This is a genomic window from Pirellulales bacterium (assembly GCA_036490175.1).
Classification (GTDB): domain Bacteria; phylum Planctomycetota; class Planctomycetia; order Pirellulales; family JACPPG01; genus JACPPG01.
In genome coordinates, this window is sequence record DASXEJ010000208.1 from 1 (window position 1) to 14,932 (window position 14,932).

Below are 14,932 nucleotides of genomic sequence, written 5' to 3' on the forward strand. Positions count from 1 at the left end.
CGTGGAGTAGGCCAGCACGCGCTTGATATCGACTGCGGTCGTGGCAATCGTGGCCGCCAGAAATAGTGTAATGGCGCCGACATAGGCGATCACCAACAGCACTTCCGGCACGAAGACCGGGTAGAACCGCCCAGTTAGGTAGACGCCCGCTGCCACCATCGTTGCCGAATGCACAAGCGCCGAGACAGGCGTCGGCCCTTCCATAGCGTCGGGCAACCAGACGTGTAGCGGGAATTGCGCGCTTTTGCCGATACAGCCGCAGAAGATTCCCAATCCGGCAACCACCAGCAGCCAATAGCCATGCCCCTCGTCCCGCAAGGACTCGATCTTTTCGTTCGTGCCATGCACGATGGCGGGAATGTCGGCCTTGGGCGCCGAGTCAATCGCCGACGATTTCACCATGCCGTCTGGCACAGTCAGCATGTGTTCGTGTGAGGCGGGGCGGACCGTGCTGAAGATGCCAGGAGCCTCACCCTCGATATCGCCGAAGGCAAACGTCCCCAGCGTGGCCCACAGTGCCATAAGTCCGATGATCATCCCAAAGTCGCCGACGCGATTGACGATGAACGCTTTGTTCGCCGCGTTCGAGGCACTCTTCCGCTCGATGTAAAAGCCGATCAAGAAATATGAGCAGATACCGACCAGCTCCCAGAAGACAAACACCATCAGGATGTTGCCGGCATATACCAGGCCCAACATGCTGAAGCAGAACAGCGACAGATACTGAAAGAACCGGTAGTATCGCCCTGGACGATGCAGATGGTGGCCGTCGGACAGCGTCACCTCATGATCGGTTACTTCGTGCAATTCGTCGTGCATGTAGCCCGACGCATAGAAGTGAATCAAAGTGGCGATCAGCGTCACCATCGAGAACATCAGTACGGTGAGCGAGTCGATGTAGTAACTGATGGAAAGCTTCAGCGCGCCGAACTGACCAAGGCTATACAAATCTTTCGTGTAGGCCTTGGGCGGGGCCGTCGGCAGACCATGCCCAGCATGCCCCGATTCATGGGCGGCCGCACCCTGTTCGCCATGCGCGGCGGCCGCATCGTCGTGCGCGGCGTCAGCGTCACCATGAGCGACGGCAGCGGCCGTATCTCGTGCTCCAAGATGCCCGAAATGCCAGATGCCAAAAGCCGTCAGCGACAACAAAAAAGAACCGAGAATCGCACCCGTGGCGATGTAGCTGGCAAAGAATCCGGCCTTGCCCATGCGCGGGCCGAATAGCGCGATCAGCGCGAACGATGCCAGCGGCAAAAGCCATGCCAGGCCAAGCAGCAGCGGTAGTGAATGGTCGGGTGACATCAGCCCTTCAGCTCATCCGCACGATCAACGTCGACCGTGGAATGGTTGTTGTAAAAGTTCAAGGTGATGGCCAAGGCCACGGCGGCCTCGGCCGCGGCCAGGACGATTACGAACAGGGAAATAAGTTGCCCGTCGAGTCCCAGCCGATACGAGGAATCGTGATTCAACAATTCGCTGCTAAAGGCGACGAAGTTGATGTTGGCCCCGTTCAGAACGAGTTCGATTCCCATCAAGATGCCCAACGCATTGCGCTTCACCGCCATGCACACGACGCCGGCAATAAACAGCACCGCGCCCACCACCAGGAAGTGCGAAACGCCGACCGGATGTGTTAGCAATTCCATGTTCGTCGCCACCAGGCACTTGATCGAAGTTTTTCGTTACGGTCTTTGGCAGGCCCACGTCTTGCAACGTGGCAATGTGTCAAGCTATGCGGCGCTACGCCTCGCGCTGCGGTTTGGCCCTGCGTTTCGTGCGCGCCAAATATGCCGCACCCACTAGCACCACTAGCAGATGTACGGAAACAAGCTCAAACGGCAACAGGTAGCCGGCCATGCCCGGTTTCAGATCCGCGCTGCCGGGTTGCAATCGATCGACCCGCGCCCCAAGCAAACCAAGACCGATATGGGTCGACGTTCTCGGTCGCCCTTCGCCGATCTGGTCCCCCTCGAAGGAAACGGCGGCTGCATCGTTCGCTGACTCGTGGGTGCCCACTTCCGAGACTTGGTGGATTTTGGCTGTCGCACCGCGTTCATCGGCGGCATGCTGATCGGCATGGGCGTCGACCGCCACAGTCGGCTGATTGCGCCACGCCACGACACTAAATGCCGCTGGCACCAGCAGCGCGGCCAAGCAGCCAGATAGCATCACGGCCACGATCCAGTCCCCACCGCCGGTGCGCATCGAAATAAACGGCCCTTGCGCGGTGAGCATGACGCCAAAGATCAACAGCACTAGCGTGCCGCCGACATAGATCATTAGCTGCATCGAGCCGACAAAATCGGCACCTGCTAGAAAGAACAAGCCTGACGTAGCGCCGAGCGACACGATCAGGCACAGCGCCATGCGGACGATGTTCGTGGCCACGACCACAGCCACGGCCGAGCCGCACGCCACCACGGCAAAGAGCAGGAAAAACAGTGAGTGCCAGTTAATCGCGTCCAAAGCTTACTTCCCTTCAGCCGCAGATTGCGTAAGCGCGACAAGACGACGATCCGCACGCGAGGCGTCTGCCACTCCTCCCTGCGGCGCCTTGGCCTCCGCGGGCTCGGCAGCGGTCGCATGCACGTAGCGGTACGCGTAGGGCATGGATCGCAATCCAACGCCGCCGGGCAGCAGGAACGTCCACAGCGTCGCACCGAGAAACATTACCGCCGCGATGGGCGTGCAGTATTTCAAACAGACTTGCATTACCTGGTCGATTCGCAGTCGAGGCAACGTCCACCGCACCCAAATCATGAACGTGACGCCAGCGACGCACTTGAATACAAAGTTAAACAATCCCAGCAGGTTGCCGATCCAGGCCAAAACAGGACCGTTTTCCGGCGTCAGGCCTAACATATGAACGATCGGTAGCGGGCCGTTCCAGCCTCCAAAGAACAGAATCGCCGCCAGTCCGCTTACCGCGAACATCGAGCCATATTCGGCCATGTAGAACGCCAGCCAGCGGAAGCCCGAATACTCGGTATGGAATCCGGCGACCAGTTCGCTTTCGGCCTCGGCCAGATCGAACGGGGCACGATTCACGCTGGCCGTCGCGCAGGTGAAGTAAACCCAAAACGTGATGAACGTAAACGGATCGTGGAAAACAAGCCAGTTGGTAAACAGGCCCTGCTGCATGTTGCCAATCTTGACGAGGTCCATCTGACCTGTGATCAAGACGGGAACCACTACGCACATGCCCAGCGGTACTTCGTAGCTAACGACTTGAGCCGCCTCGCGCATGGCGCCGAACAGCGACCACTTCGATGCCGAGGCATAGCCGGCCAGAATCACGCCGAACACCTCCAGACCCAACACGGCGAGGATGAAGAACACGCCGACATCGAGATCCTGCGCCACCCAACCGTTGGCAAACGGCAGCGCCAACAGGGCGGCGAACGAGGCGCAAAAGCTAACGTACGGGGCCAGCCGAAACAAAACCGCGTCGGCATCCTTGGGCCGCAAATCTTCTTTCGTAATGAGCTTCAAACCGTCGGCCAGCAACTGTAACCAACCGTACTTGCCACCGCAACGCGTGGGGCCGAGCCGATCCTGAATGCGGGCCGAGACCTTGCGTTCGACCCACACAAAAAACATGGCGCCAATAAAGGGCACCAAAAGCAGCAATCCGCACTGCAACAACCCGACCATCAAATAGGCGATCGGCTGCGGCAGGTAATTCGCCAGTGCTTCGGCCACCGTGTTGCTTCGTCCCGAGCGGAAAAAGCCGCTCAAATAAACCGCGGAACTTCAGCTGGCACGGCTCTCGCGCACCAGCGTAACTCTTTGGCGTGAAAAGAAGTCCCGTAAGATCGTGAAATATGGCACAAGGGCCGGGGTCTGTTCAAGCCCCCACCGCTCGATTTTCCCAGGCTGGCGAGACCACGACTCTGCCGGCCGGGCGCAGCCGAGAAATCCGGTCGACAATCTCCAGCTGGTGGCGGGAATCGGGGGTGGCCACGTGCAAGTCGCACAGAACCGTGTCGGCGCAAATCGTGCCGCAACGGCGCGCGACGATGGCGCATCAAACAACGGCGGTCTTACTAACGATCGATCTCGCCCATCACCACGTCCAGAGAGCCTACAATCGCCGGCACGTCGGCAATCAGGCAGCCACGGCACAACTCGTGGGTAACTGACAAGTTGCAGAAACTGCTGCTGCGGGCACGGACGCGCCAAGGTATCGACGTTCCATCACTGACGATATAGAAGCCCATTTGTCCGCGCGGCGCCTCGGTTTCGAGATAGGCCTCGCCTTTGGGCAGCTTCTCGGCCAGCTTGACGGGAATGCCGTAATCCCCCTTGGCCGTGCTGTAGCGGTCGATGGCCTGCCGCACCATGTCGATGGCCTGCATGACTTCCAGCATTCGCACGTAGAAACGATGCCAACAGTCTCCCAGGACGGCTTCGCGAGGGACGGCCGGGTAGTCGTGGTCGCGCGGATAATGGCCGTCGCGTTCGACAATGACCTCGAAGGCATAGCCGTCGTACATGGCGGTATAACGATCCTCGCCGTCGCGGCGCAAGTCGTGATCCACCCCGCTGCCCCGCAGCACCGGGCCGGTGCAACCGTAGTCGATTGCCATCTCCGGCGTCAGAATGCCCAATCCGGCCGTGCGTTTGATGAAGATCGCGTTCGTCGTGAGCAGCGTATGGCACTCGGCGATGACCGGCTCGAGCTGATCGAGGAACTCGGCACATTGCTTCAGCCAGCCCGAGGGAAGGTCATGTGTAGCCCCGCCGACCGTCAAGTAGCTGTAGGTCAGTCGTGCGCCACAAGCCAACTCGAACAAATCGAGAATCTTTTCCCGTTCGCGGAAGGCATACAGGAACGGGCTGAACGTGCCTAAATCGAGCCCGTAAGCCCCCATGCCTACCAGATGGCTGGCAATGCGGTTCATCTCGACAATGATCACGCGCAGATGGCGGGCCTTGTCCGACAATTGGTGCTTGAGCAGCTTCTCGACGGTCATTGCCCAGCCGAGATTCATGTTCATGCCGGCCAGATAATCCATCCGGTCCGTGTACGGAATAAATTGACGCGGCGTCAGATTCTCGCCGATCTTCTCCGCGCAACGGTGCAGATAGCCGATATGGGGCGTGCATTCCGATACCACTTCCCCATCCGTACGCAGCACCAATCGCAACACGCCGTGCGTGCTGGGATGTTGTGGGCCCATATTCACCAACATTTCGTCGGTGCGTACGTCGAATTCAATGACGCGAGGATCGTCGAGATGCGTGGCCATGACTGTTTCGTTCTATGCCGGTGGCGAACAAGATATATATTCAGCGCCCGCGAATGCCCTGGTACTCGAGCGGCATTTCGTAATCCTTGCGGAGCGGATGGCCCACCCAATCCTCTGGGCACAGGATGCGCCGCAAGATGGGATGGCCAATGAAGCGGACACCGCTCAGATCGTAGACCTCGCGCTCGTGCCAGTCCGCCGTGCTCCACACGGACGTGACCGAGGGGATTTCCGGCAGTTGGCCCGGTTCATCGTTCTGCCAGCGTGGCAACATTGCCTTTAACACAAGGCTGGACTTGTTGGGTATGCTCCACAGATGGTAGACGAGTTCCAGATGCGGCGTGAAGCTCGCCTTGGCGGCTTTCTTGGGATCTGGCTCGAAGTAATCCACGGCCGTGATGCAGTTGAGCAGATTGAAACGCAAATCCGGCTCATCGCGCAGATAACGCCCCACTTCGGCAATCGCCTGCGGCGCAACTTCGATCCAAGGATCGATTGCTTCCAGGTTGGCGCCCGTGATAAGGTCGCCGAATCGCTTCTTCAGTCGGTCCAAAAATGCTTGACCGCTCATTTCAACTCGCTAACTGGCAGAAAGGGCAATGTTCGATATTGATCTAGGGGGCGAAATGCCGCCCCGCGCACATGGTCTTGGCAAAACTGGTCACGCCAGCGCCGGCTCTTCTTCCTCGACGATAGTGCGACTGCCCGCCCCGGCGCGGCCCCGTTCCAGACTCAGTGCCCTTACCCAATCCAGATCGCCACGCCGCCACACATAGGCGAAGCCGACCAACAGCACGGCAAAGAAGACTAGAATGTCGGCAATTGACATTAGCGCCAGGGCACGAGCCGTCTGCGCAACTTGTGCCGCATCGGCCGGTGCAGGACGAGACTCAACCGGTACGTCAAGCTCGTCATAAACCGCCACGATCGGCGCGCTGAGAGCATTCTTTTCCTTCATGATCCGCACCTCGGCCGGACCGCTCACGGCGGGGTCCATCAAGTGCGTCGACTTGCCGAACACTGTGGCCCACGGAAAGAAGAACGCGACCTCCACATCAAAAATGATGAACAGCAGCGCGACGACGTAGAACCGTAAATCGAATTGCACGAAGCTGGAGCCGATCGCGGGTTCTCCGCACTCATAGACTTGCAGCTTCTCGACCGACGGAGCATTGGGCCGAATGAACCGACCCATCACCAGATGGATGAACAGGAAAAAGAAGCCAAAGCCAAAGAACAAGGCCAGGTAGCCAGCGATCAGAGTCGGCGACATGTCGCGAAACCATCAAGGTAAGAGGCGGACCCGAAGGATCTCCACAAACCAAGGATTCTAGGTCAACCAGCCCCTTTTGCAACCCTGCTGTCTTGGCGTAAACGCATCCGGCCCTTAACACCGTGCCGGCCGAATGCCAAGATCGCGCTCAATGGTCCAACCATACGACGGGCCGAGTCATCCTCACGCCTTCAAGATGGCGCCCACGGCGGCCGGATCGAATTTGTCCGGCCAGCGCGTCCGCGCGTCATAGATCGCGCGGTGGAATTGGGCTCCTTCGAGGTCGGCGCCCGTCAGGTCTGCCCCCAGAAGCAAGACCCCTTCCATCAAGGCACCACGCAGATCCGCCTGAAATAGGCTCGCACGCCGCAGGCTGGCCTCGCTGAGATCGCAATGCGCGAGCGACGCCGAGATAAGCATGGCGCAACTCAAATTGGTCCGCACCAGACGGGCATGGCTAAGATCGGCAGCCGCCAGGTTGGTGAACGACAGATCGGCGTCGGAAAAGTCGGAATTCTTTAGAGCGGCGCGTGTGAGAACCAAGCCCGACATGGCCGCGCAGCACAAAGAAAGGCCTGACAAGTTCACCTTGTCGAGGTCCCGCGCGTCGATTTGGTGCAAGATTGCACCGGTGGTCTTGTGCTTGATATCGATCAGTGCCGTCCTCCACGCCCTACAGGCACGGCTACATACCTACGATTCACCGCCCGGAGAAGGTCCTACTAGAATACTGTACGAGATTCCTTTGCAACTGTCCCCGCACCGGGTCATTGCAGCAAGAATAGATTGACCGTACCACCGATGGCGCACAGCAAGAAGCGCTGAAAATGGCGCGGCCGCGTGACGGAACGTCAGCCGTCCATGGTATCCGTTGTCGACGATGCGCCGGTCGCGGCGCTGGCCGTCAGGGGCTGGCGCCCCCGAAAGCCGGCATCCAAGTCGTGCCAATGCAGGACTTCAGGCTCGCCCAGCTTCCAACAGAGATAGATTGGCCGGCCGTCCAGAATAGCTGGAAAATCAACGAGTCCCTCGGGGCCATTCTTCGGCTCGACACCCAATTGACGAAGCTCTTCGACGTATTCCTGCAGGCGCTGGCTGTCCTTCTCCAGCTCTTCCTCAATTTGAGAGAGCTCCTCGCCGTACGGGTCTTGCACGCCCCGCTCACGGCCGGCCAACAACAAGGACAGCCGCTCGCGGCGGTCGACGACATCACGAGAAAGCGCGGCCAGGTCCGTTACGATCGCCCGCACCAACGGCAACGAGGCATTTGCCGACTCGACCGTAAAGGTCTTCCGCACCTCGGATAGGTCGTCCGTCATCACTGGCCTCTCAATGTTCCGACCGCTCACTGGTTGGGACCGCCATGCACGGGATCCGCGATCACTTTCGAGTTTGCCACGGCCGTGGGGTTCAGTGTTGCGCGACCCCAGGCCACATCCACCGGCAAACGCGAGAAGTCCACGATGCAGCCATCCCGACTGTAACAACTCAGATCGTGCGTCGCGCCCATGAAAATGCAGTCCACGGGGCACGGATCGACGCATAACGCACAGAACATGCACTTCGAGTAGTCAATCGTGAAGCCCGTGACTTTAAAACCCTTGCCATGCGTCACGCGCTCTTTACCAATATAGATGCAGTCGACAGGGCATGCCTTCGCACATTGGTCGCAGGCAATGCAAGTCGTCAAGTCGTAGCGATGAAAGCCCCGATAGCGCGGCGCCACGGGAACCGGCAATTCCGGGTATTCAAAACGCTCGGTGAACGTCTTGCGCTGTGGGTCATAGGTGACCAGCCAGTAGCGCATCGTGACCCACAAACCGTTGACAACGGTAAAAACCGCGTTTCGAATATTCCGCAGCCAGTCCAACATACGTAAAAGCAACCCGCTGTGGTTAGGCTCGCGCGATGGTTTGGCATCTTGCCGAGGCAACGACGAGGTGTTGGGCGCGCTTCCAACAGCTTTCTGTCTCGGTACGTTTCAAATTATAGACACGTCGACCTCTGCCGCAAGCGACGTCCGGCCGACGTGCCTTATCGATCAGGGTTTCGGCGTAGCGCCGCGCCGATTCCGATTTGGTCTCCCGCGCAACTTCAATCAGTTCCGCGGCTGCCAAGGCGACGATCTGAGTGCCAAGCCGATGTGGTCGACCGCTCGAATCCTTGATGGTGACACGTTCCCCACGATGTTTCAATTCTTTGGGGGCATCGACACAGGCGGGAAGTCCACGCATTGCAAACCCCCTGCGAACAAAAGATTCCACGGCCACTGGCACGGCAGAGCGATTGGTCTTGTCGAACTGACCACTCCTCGCCTGCCAGACACTATGCCTAGGCCGCGCGCCGTGCGTGTGCAAGGTTGCGACAGTTGGTTCCCAGAAGGACTCGGCAATCCGGCGGAGAAAAACCTCGAACTGCGCGCTTAACCCATTCCTGTATAAGTGGTTAAATCACACCATCTCGACACGCCCCGCTTTCGTCCCCTGCCGCAACGAGGACGCCAGGTAACGAATGGCATGCCAAAAGCCGCAAAAGTGCGAAAAAAATCTTGTCCGGCCGTTACGATCGCTTGACTCCTTCTCGGGGCCACGTAGAGTGAATTGAGGTATATCACCTGGGTGATGTACGGAAGTTGACTCTATTTGTCGGTTTCCGTGATCGTGCGCCAGCATGATCGCAGACCAAAAACAAGGAAGTCGCTCCCCCCAGGGAAGCTTTTTCAAGCGAAGGAACGTCCGATGTTGGTCTTATCGCGGAAAAAGAACGAGAGTATCGTCATCAACGATGACATTACGATCGTTGTCGTCGAGATCCGGGGGGATAAGGTGCGGCTGGGAGTCGAAGCTCCTAAAGAAGTGCCGGTGCATCGTAGCGAGGTCTATCAAGCCATCCATCGCAACGACTCGCTGGAGAAGCCCACCGCCAAACCCGACGTTGCTGGTGCCGAACCCGCGGCCGAAGCATAATCTTGCGAGCCGCAGTGCTGCAGGATTTCTTCTGAACGCTCAGAGCCGATCGATGGCCGGGCCCGATAGGCCGCTCGCATTCCTTCGAGCGATGTCTGGAAGTTGACTTACACACGCCTCTGCGGCATCGCGCCGGGTGCCTGATCGCTGAGCCCGTCTTGTGGCGGTTAGAAGCCGCTCACGCTTTTGTCAGCACCGCCTCAATGGCGCCGCACATTCCGTTCGCTACTTGACGGCCTTAGGCGGATGCGATTATACAGCCATCTGGGTATCCGTACGGTGCCCGAAAGTGCGGCCCCGTCGTCTAGCCGGCCTAGGACACAGGCCTTTCACGCCTGCAACACGGGTTCGAATCCCGTCGGGGTCATTGGTGCGCAGCGTTCAAAATCTTGGGATCTTTGCGCGCAGCTGGTAAGAATAACCAGGGGATTTGGTGCGACCACTGTTGCGGTCGTCAACCATTCCAGGGCTATGCCGCGTGCCGGTCTTAGCATGTGGGGTTTTCATCTGGCTAATTCGCGGGCCGAGCACGTTTCCGCGTTTTTGCCGGCACTCCGCACAGCCTCCTACTCTTCAGTCGCTCAAGCCAGCGATTCGCTCAGCTTTTTATAGTAGCGATGGGGGTCGATGTGGACTTTGACGCTGCCCAACCTTTCGACGCCCTGCTGATTGTTTCCTTTGGCGGGCCAGAGCAACCTGCCGACGTCATTCCTTTCTTGGAAAATGTGCTGCGCGGCAAACACGTCCCGCACGAGCGGATGTTGGAAGTTGCCGAACATTACCGGCAATTTGGCGGCAAGAGCCCGATCAACGATCAGAATCGCGAGCTGATCAGGGCGCTCAAGCGGGAATTGGAGCGGCAGGGTCCGCATGTGCCCATCTATTGGGGCAACCGGAACTGGCACCCAATGCTCCCTGACACGCTACGTAAAATGGCGCAGGACGGCATTCGGCACGCGCTCGCCTTTTTCACGTCGGCCTACAGCTCCTATTCGGGCTGCCGCCAATACCGCGAGAACATCGATCAAGCTCAGCGCGAAACAGGGCCCGAAGCCCCGCGCATCGAGAAACTGCGCGTCTTCTTTAATCATCCCCTCTTTATCGAAACGATGATCGATCGCGTGGCCGCGGCGCTAGCGCTCATCCCGGCCGAGCGACGTTCGTGTACATTCCTGATTTTTACGGCCCACAGCATTCCCCTGGCGATGGCCACCAATTGCGACTACGAGGCGCAGTTGCGCGAGGCCTGCGGGCTGGTTTCCAGGGCGTTCCCAGGCCACTCCTGGTGGCTGACTTATCAAAGCCGCAGCGGTCCGCCGTCTCAACCCTGGCTCGAACCGGATGTGGGTGATGCGCTGCGCGAATTGGCGCGCCAGGGCACACGCGATGTCATTGTTGTTCCGATCGGCTTCATCTCGGACCATCTGGAAGTGATCTATGATCTCGACACGGAAGCCAAGAAGATCAGCCAGGAATTGGGACTGAACATGGTCCGCGCCGCGACCGCCGGAACCGATCCGAGATTAATAAGCATGATTCGCGAATTAATTCTGGAGCGACTCGAGCCGGGGCGCGAACGCCGAGCCTTGGGGACGCTGGGTCCCAGCCATGATATTTGCCCGGCAGATTGTTGCATGCCACCGCGACGCGGCTGATAGTAACGGCAGCTGCTGGTCGCTTCAGCGCGATTGCTCTTAATGAACCCATCCACTTGCGATCGCCGCATTCCGCCATGACGTCGCGCACGCGTCCCTCGTTCTAGCAACCTGATTTTCCGGCTGGGTTAGTAAAATGGCTGACGAAGAGCATTTCCGAAAACTCGAACGGATGTACGTCCGCGCGCCCGGCAACGATTACTACGCACCGCGACTGACGATCTCGCACGGCGCCACCGAACTTGTGATCCCGATTGATCGGCGGTTTTATCACAGTGCCGGTGCGGCTCACGGTTCGGTCTACTTCAAAGCGCTCGATGACGCCGCGTTCTTCGCCGTGAATTCGCTTGTCGAGGATGTGTTCGTATTGACCGTCACGTTCACAACCTATTTGACTGGCCCCATCTCGGACGGGGCGATGCACGCCCGGGGTCGGGTTGTCCACGCAGCGAAGAGCTTCTTCGTGGCCGAAAGCGTGGTCTGCGACACGGCCGGCCACGAAATTGGTCGCGGTAGCGGTACCTTCACCCGCAGCCGTGTCCAGCTCGCCCCCGAGATCGGCTATCACTAAGACGGAGTAGGGCGGGGCGACGGACAAACCCCCTGACGAAAACCTCCTCACCCGCTTCGTCTCAAGTCCCGCCCCCAGTCCGGCCGATTGGGCTGATGGACGGATTGTGCCATTTGCGGTGAGTTTGACGGCGACACCTGCCAGCACTGCTGGCAGCCACCCCTATAGATGCTCGACAGTCATCGCTTTGTTGAATGTCACCTCAGACGACGCAGTGTCCAACTCAACCCAAGTGGCCTCCAAAAACTGAGTCAAAAGCTCTTCGAATTGACCCGTTCGTGCCGTGCCGAGTATCCTGCCGCTCCGAGGTTGCACCGGTGACCGGCATTAAGTTTGTGCTGCTACAACAGATCGTAGAATTGCCCGCGCCAGGGAAGGTCGGGGCGTCATGAGTTTTTTAGCGATTACATGGCTCGTTCTGGCCGCTTGCGCCATGGCGCAAGTGCTGCTGCTAACGTTGCAAACGTACGAGCATCGCCGTTTCGCCCGCAGCCGACTCCGCAACGCCCGGACCACGGCCATGCATGCGCGCATTCGGTTGTTGGCGCCGTGCAAAGGGGTCGACGTTGGCCTGGCAGACAATCTGCGGCCGCTGCTCGCGCAAGATTATCCAAACTATGAGGTCGTTTTCATCGTCGAGAGCGCCGACGATCCGGCCTGCAACACCATTCGACAACTGATGGTCGAGAGTCGCAGCGTTCCTGTCCGGCTGCTGATCTCTGGCAAAGCCGTCGAAACGGGCCAGAAGGTGCATAACCTGCTGGCTGGCACGGCCGACTTGCCGACCGATGTCGAGATCCTGGCGTTTGTCGATTCCGACGCCCGTCCGCATCCGGCCTGGTTGCGATTGCTAGTGCAACGCCTCGATGCGCCGGGTGCGGCCGCCGCGACCGGTTATCGCTGGTTCGTTCCCACGCGGCCATCACTCGCCGCTTACATTCAATATTCGATCAACGCCTGCGCCGCGGTGATGTACCGTGCCGACGCCCGCAGACTTGTGTGGGGCGGCTCGTGGGCGATTCGCCGTGACAAGTTCGAGGAATGCGGCCTCCGCGCCGCCTGGCATGGCACGCTCAGCGACGACCTGGTGGCCTCGCGTGTCCTGCGCAAAGCGCGGATGCGTGTCGAGTTCGAACCGGCCTGCATGCTGCCGTCCCCTTTGGAACTCGATGTCGGCCAGATGTTCGAGTTTTTGCGGCGCCAGTATATCGTGGGCCGCACGTATGCCGTCCGTAACTGGACCCTGGGGTTCGCGGCGATTGTTACGACAGCCGTTGCCTTTTGGGCAGGACTGGCGGCGATCGGAGTCGGGCTAATTGTGGGAGCCAACTGGACTTGGATCCCCGCACTGTTCTGCTGCTCGTGGTATGTGCTCAACGTCGCGCGTGGGTACATGCGGCGTGCTACGGCGCGTACTTATTTCGCCGATCGATTCCCAGTGCTCGCCCGCGCATGCTTGTTCGACGCGTGGTGTATCCCCCTCACGGCCCTGGTCAATGCCAGCGCCATGGTGGCGGCAGCCCTCGGCTCGCGGATTACCTGGCGCGGAAACACCTACCGAATCTATCAGGGCGGACGAATTAGCGTCATCAATCCCGCGCGGATCGATTTGCCGCATGGCGTGCGCATCGATCGGGCTCAAGAGGTCTTTGATCTCTTTCAGTCCAAGCCGCGCGAGCAAAACAAGAAGTTCGTATAAGTCGGAGAATCTGTCATGCATGTTGTCCTGTGGGATACGCGCGAACTCGACGTCGCAAAGGATTTCGCCGGTGGGTTTGGCGTCGGCCAATATCACGGCCAGGGCGGCTTCCGCGGCCGCATGATCCGTTGGGCCTATAAACGCGATCGACGGCCGGTGGCGCTCAACTTTGCTTATCTGGCCGCTATCTTCCGCCGGCTCGGGCACACGGTTGAGTACGTCGAAGACCACGCTCCCACAGGCGCCGACTTGTACGTCTTCAACCCCTCGCTCATTACCCTCCACTTAGAGATCGCGGCTATCCGCGAGGTGTTGGCCAAGAACCCTCGCGCGAAAGTATTCGTCATCGGATTGGTAGGTTACGCAATACCTGAAGCTTTTAAAGATTTGGACGTGACGATCGTCCGCGGCGAACCCGAGCAATTGCTGTGGAAACTCGACGATGTGCTCGCCGACACGACGGGCACCGTCGACGTGGGAAGTGTGCGCGAGTTAGATCACTTGCCCTTTCCGGACTGGTCGCCGTTTGATCCGGGCAAGTTCCGCATCGGATACGACTTCACGCGGTTTCCGACAGGCTTGATTCAGCAAAGCCGCGGTTGCACATTTTCCTGCAATTATTGCCCGTATATTATCGTGGAAAACTCGACGCGATTCCGCACGCCTGAAAGTGTGTTCGAGGAACTACGGCACGGCATGCAGACGTACGGCTTCCGGTCGTTCAAATTCCGGGATCCGCTTTTTGGTTTGGATCGCAAGCGCGTGTTGCGATTGGCAGAGCTGATCGGCAAACTGCCCCGCAAGATCGAATTCTCCATCGAAAGCCGGATCGATTTGCTCCGACCGGAGACGCTGCGCGTCCTGCGCGAAGTGGGACTGACAAGTATCACGGTGGGCATTGAAACGCCCGACGAAGGAACGCTCAAGCAGTACAAACGGGCCCCGATCAAGGACGACAAGCAGCGCGATTTCGTCACGCTTTGCCGAGGGCTGGGAATTCGCACCGTAGCCGGTTTCATGATCGGCTTCCCGGGCGATACGGTCGACTCGATCCGCCACGTGTTGGCCTACGCCAAGTCAGCCAACCCGACCTACGCCAATTTCAACATTGTCACTCCCTATCCCGGCACCGAGTTCTTCCAACAGGTGAAGGATCAGATCGCGGATTTCGACTTCACCAAGTACAACGTCTACACGCCGGTAATGAAGTACGAACACCTAACGCCGGAACAAGTGCAATTCTGGCATGCCAAGTGTTTCATGCGGTTCTTCTTCCGCTGGGAATGGCTCACCAGCAACGCGCATCTGCTGTGGCCCAAGCTGGGCTTGCTAGGCGTGGGACGCAAATACGCGAAGCAGGCAGCGGCCATGGTCCCGGTCTCTCAGCCGCTCGAACAGGCAAAGCCTGCGGGGCTGCCGATCCTGGACAAGGCTCGCGAATTGCGCGCCGATCAGCCGCATAGGCACTCCACGACCGATAAGCCGGCCGGCACCAAGAGACCTTCGTAGACCC

Annotated in this window: 15 protein-coding genes and 1 tRNA gene; 6 read left to right on the forward strand and 10 right to left on the reverse strand. The window is 59.1% G+C overall.

The genetic code is table 11. The features are described 5' to 3' along the window. From VGG64_14810 to VGG64_14855, 10 genes are all read right to left on the reverse strand, one after another. A partial coding sequence (locus VGG64_14810) for a proton-conducting transporter membrane subunit (GenBank protein ID HEY1600875.1) occupies positions 1–1,305 on the reverse strand: 1,305 nt, incomplete at its 3' end. Further along, the gene (nuoK, locus tag VGG64_14815; GenBank protein ID HEY1600876.1) at positions 1,305–1,649 is read right to left on the reverse strand and encodes an NADH-quinone oxidoreductase subunit NuoK; all 345 of its coding nucleotides are present in this window, start codon (positions 1,647–1,649) and stop codon (positions 1,305–1,307) included. The genes VGG64_14810 and nuoK, both read right to left, overlap by 1 nt. Positions 1,650–1,743: 94 nt before the next feature. Beyond that, on the reverse strand, positions 1,744–2,469 hold the full coding sequence (locus VGG64_14820; GenBank protein HEY1600877.1) for an NADH-quinone oxidoreductase subunit J: 726 nt from the start codon (positions 2,467–2,469) through the stop codon (positions 1,744–1,746). 3 nt (positions 2,470–2,472) lie between these two features. Further along, positions 2,473–3,705 (reverse strand): NADH-quinone oxidoreductase subunit NuoH, encoded by a 1,233-nt coding sequence (gene nuoH / locus VGG64_14825; GenBank protein HEY1600878.1) that lies wholly within the window; start codon positions 3,703–3,705, stop codon positions 2,473–2,475. A 344-nt stretch (positions 3,706–4,049) separates the two neighbouring features. Further along, complete coding sequence (locus VGG64_14830; protein HEY1600879.1) at positions 4,050–5,255, reverse strand: NADH-quinone oxidoreductase subunit D; 1,206 nt, start codon at positions 5,253–5,255, stop codon at positions 4,050–4,052. A 40-nt stretch (positions 5,256–5,295) separates the two neighbouring features. Next, a complete protein-coding gene (locus VGG64_14835; protein ID HEY1600880.1) occupies positions 5,296–5,826 on the reverse strand; it encodes an NADH-quinone oxidoreductase subunit C in 531 nt (176 codons plus the stop codon). Between the two features lie 90 nt (positions 5,827–5,916). Next, positions 5,917–6,528, reverse strand: coding sequence for an NADH-quinone oxidoreductase subunit A (locus VGG64_14840; GenBank protein HEY1600881.1), 612 nt, complete (start codon positions 6,526–6,528; stop codon positions 5,917–5,919). A gap of 183 nt (positions 6,529–6,711) precedes the next feature. Next, on the reverse strand, positions 6,712–7,116 hold the full coding sequence (locus tag VGG64_14845; GenBank protein ID HEY1600882.1) for a pentapeptide repeat-containing protein: 405 nt from the start codon (positions 7,114–7,116) through the stop codon (positions 6,712–6,714). A 263-nt stretch (positions 7,117–7,379) separates the two neighbouring features. Continuing rightward, a complete protein-coding gene (locus VGG64_14850) occupies positions 7,380–7,847 on the reverse strand; it encodes a DUF2203 domain-containing protein (GenBank protein HEY1600883.1) in 468 nt (155 codons plus the stop codon). A 26-nt stretch (positions 7,848–7,873) separates the two neighbouring features. Beyond that, complete coding sequence (locus VGG64_14855; protein HEY1600884.1) at positions 7,874–8,401, reverse strand: NADH-quinone oxidoreductase subunit I; 528 nt, start codon at positions 8,399–8,401, stop codon at positions 7,874–7,876. 865 nt (positions 8,402–9,266) lie between these two features. Here VGG64_14855 and csrA point away from each other — a divergent pair. The 6 genes from csrA (at position 9,267) to VGG64_14885 (ending at position 14,928) form a co-directional block, all read left to right on the forward strand. Then, positions 9,267–9,494 (forward strand): carbon storage regulator CsrA, encoded by a 228-nt coding sequence (csrA, locus tag VGG64_14860; protein HEY1600885.1) that lies wholly within the window; start codon positions 9,267–9,269, stop codon positions 9,492–9,494. A 293-nt stretch (positions 9,495–9,787) separates the two neighbouring features. Continuing rightward, a tRNA-Glu gene (locus tag VGG64_14865) sits at positions 9,788–9,861 on the forward strand. Between the two features lie 250 nt (positions 9,862–10,111). Next, the gene (locus VGG64_14870; protein HEY1600886.1) at positions 10,112–11,149 is read left to right on the forward strand and encodes a ferrochelatase; all 1,038 of its coding nucleotides are present in this window, start codon (positions 10,112–10,114) and stop codon (positions 11,147–11,149) included. 136 nt (positions 11,150–11,285) lie between these two features. Continuing rightward, a complete protein-coding gene (locus tag VGG64_14875; GenBank protein ID HEY1600887.1) occupies positions 11,286–11,720 on the forward strand; it encodes a PaaI family thioesterase in 435 nt (144 codons plus the stop codon). A 388-nt stretch (positions 11,721–12,108) separates the two neighbouring features. After that, positions 12,109–13,419, forward strand: a complete 1,311-nt coding sequence (locus VGG64_14880) for a glycosyltransferase (protein HEY1600888.1) — start codon at positions 12,109–12,111, stop codon at positions 13,417–13,419. A gap of 15 nt (positions 13,420–13,434) precedes the next feature. After that, positions 13,435–14,928, forward strand: coding sequence for a radical SAM protein (locus VGG64_14885; protein HEY1600889.1), 1,494 nt, complete (start codon positions 13,435–13,437; stop codon positions 14,926–14,928). The last annotated feature ends 4 nt before the right edge of the window (positions 14,929–14,932 follow it).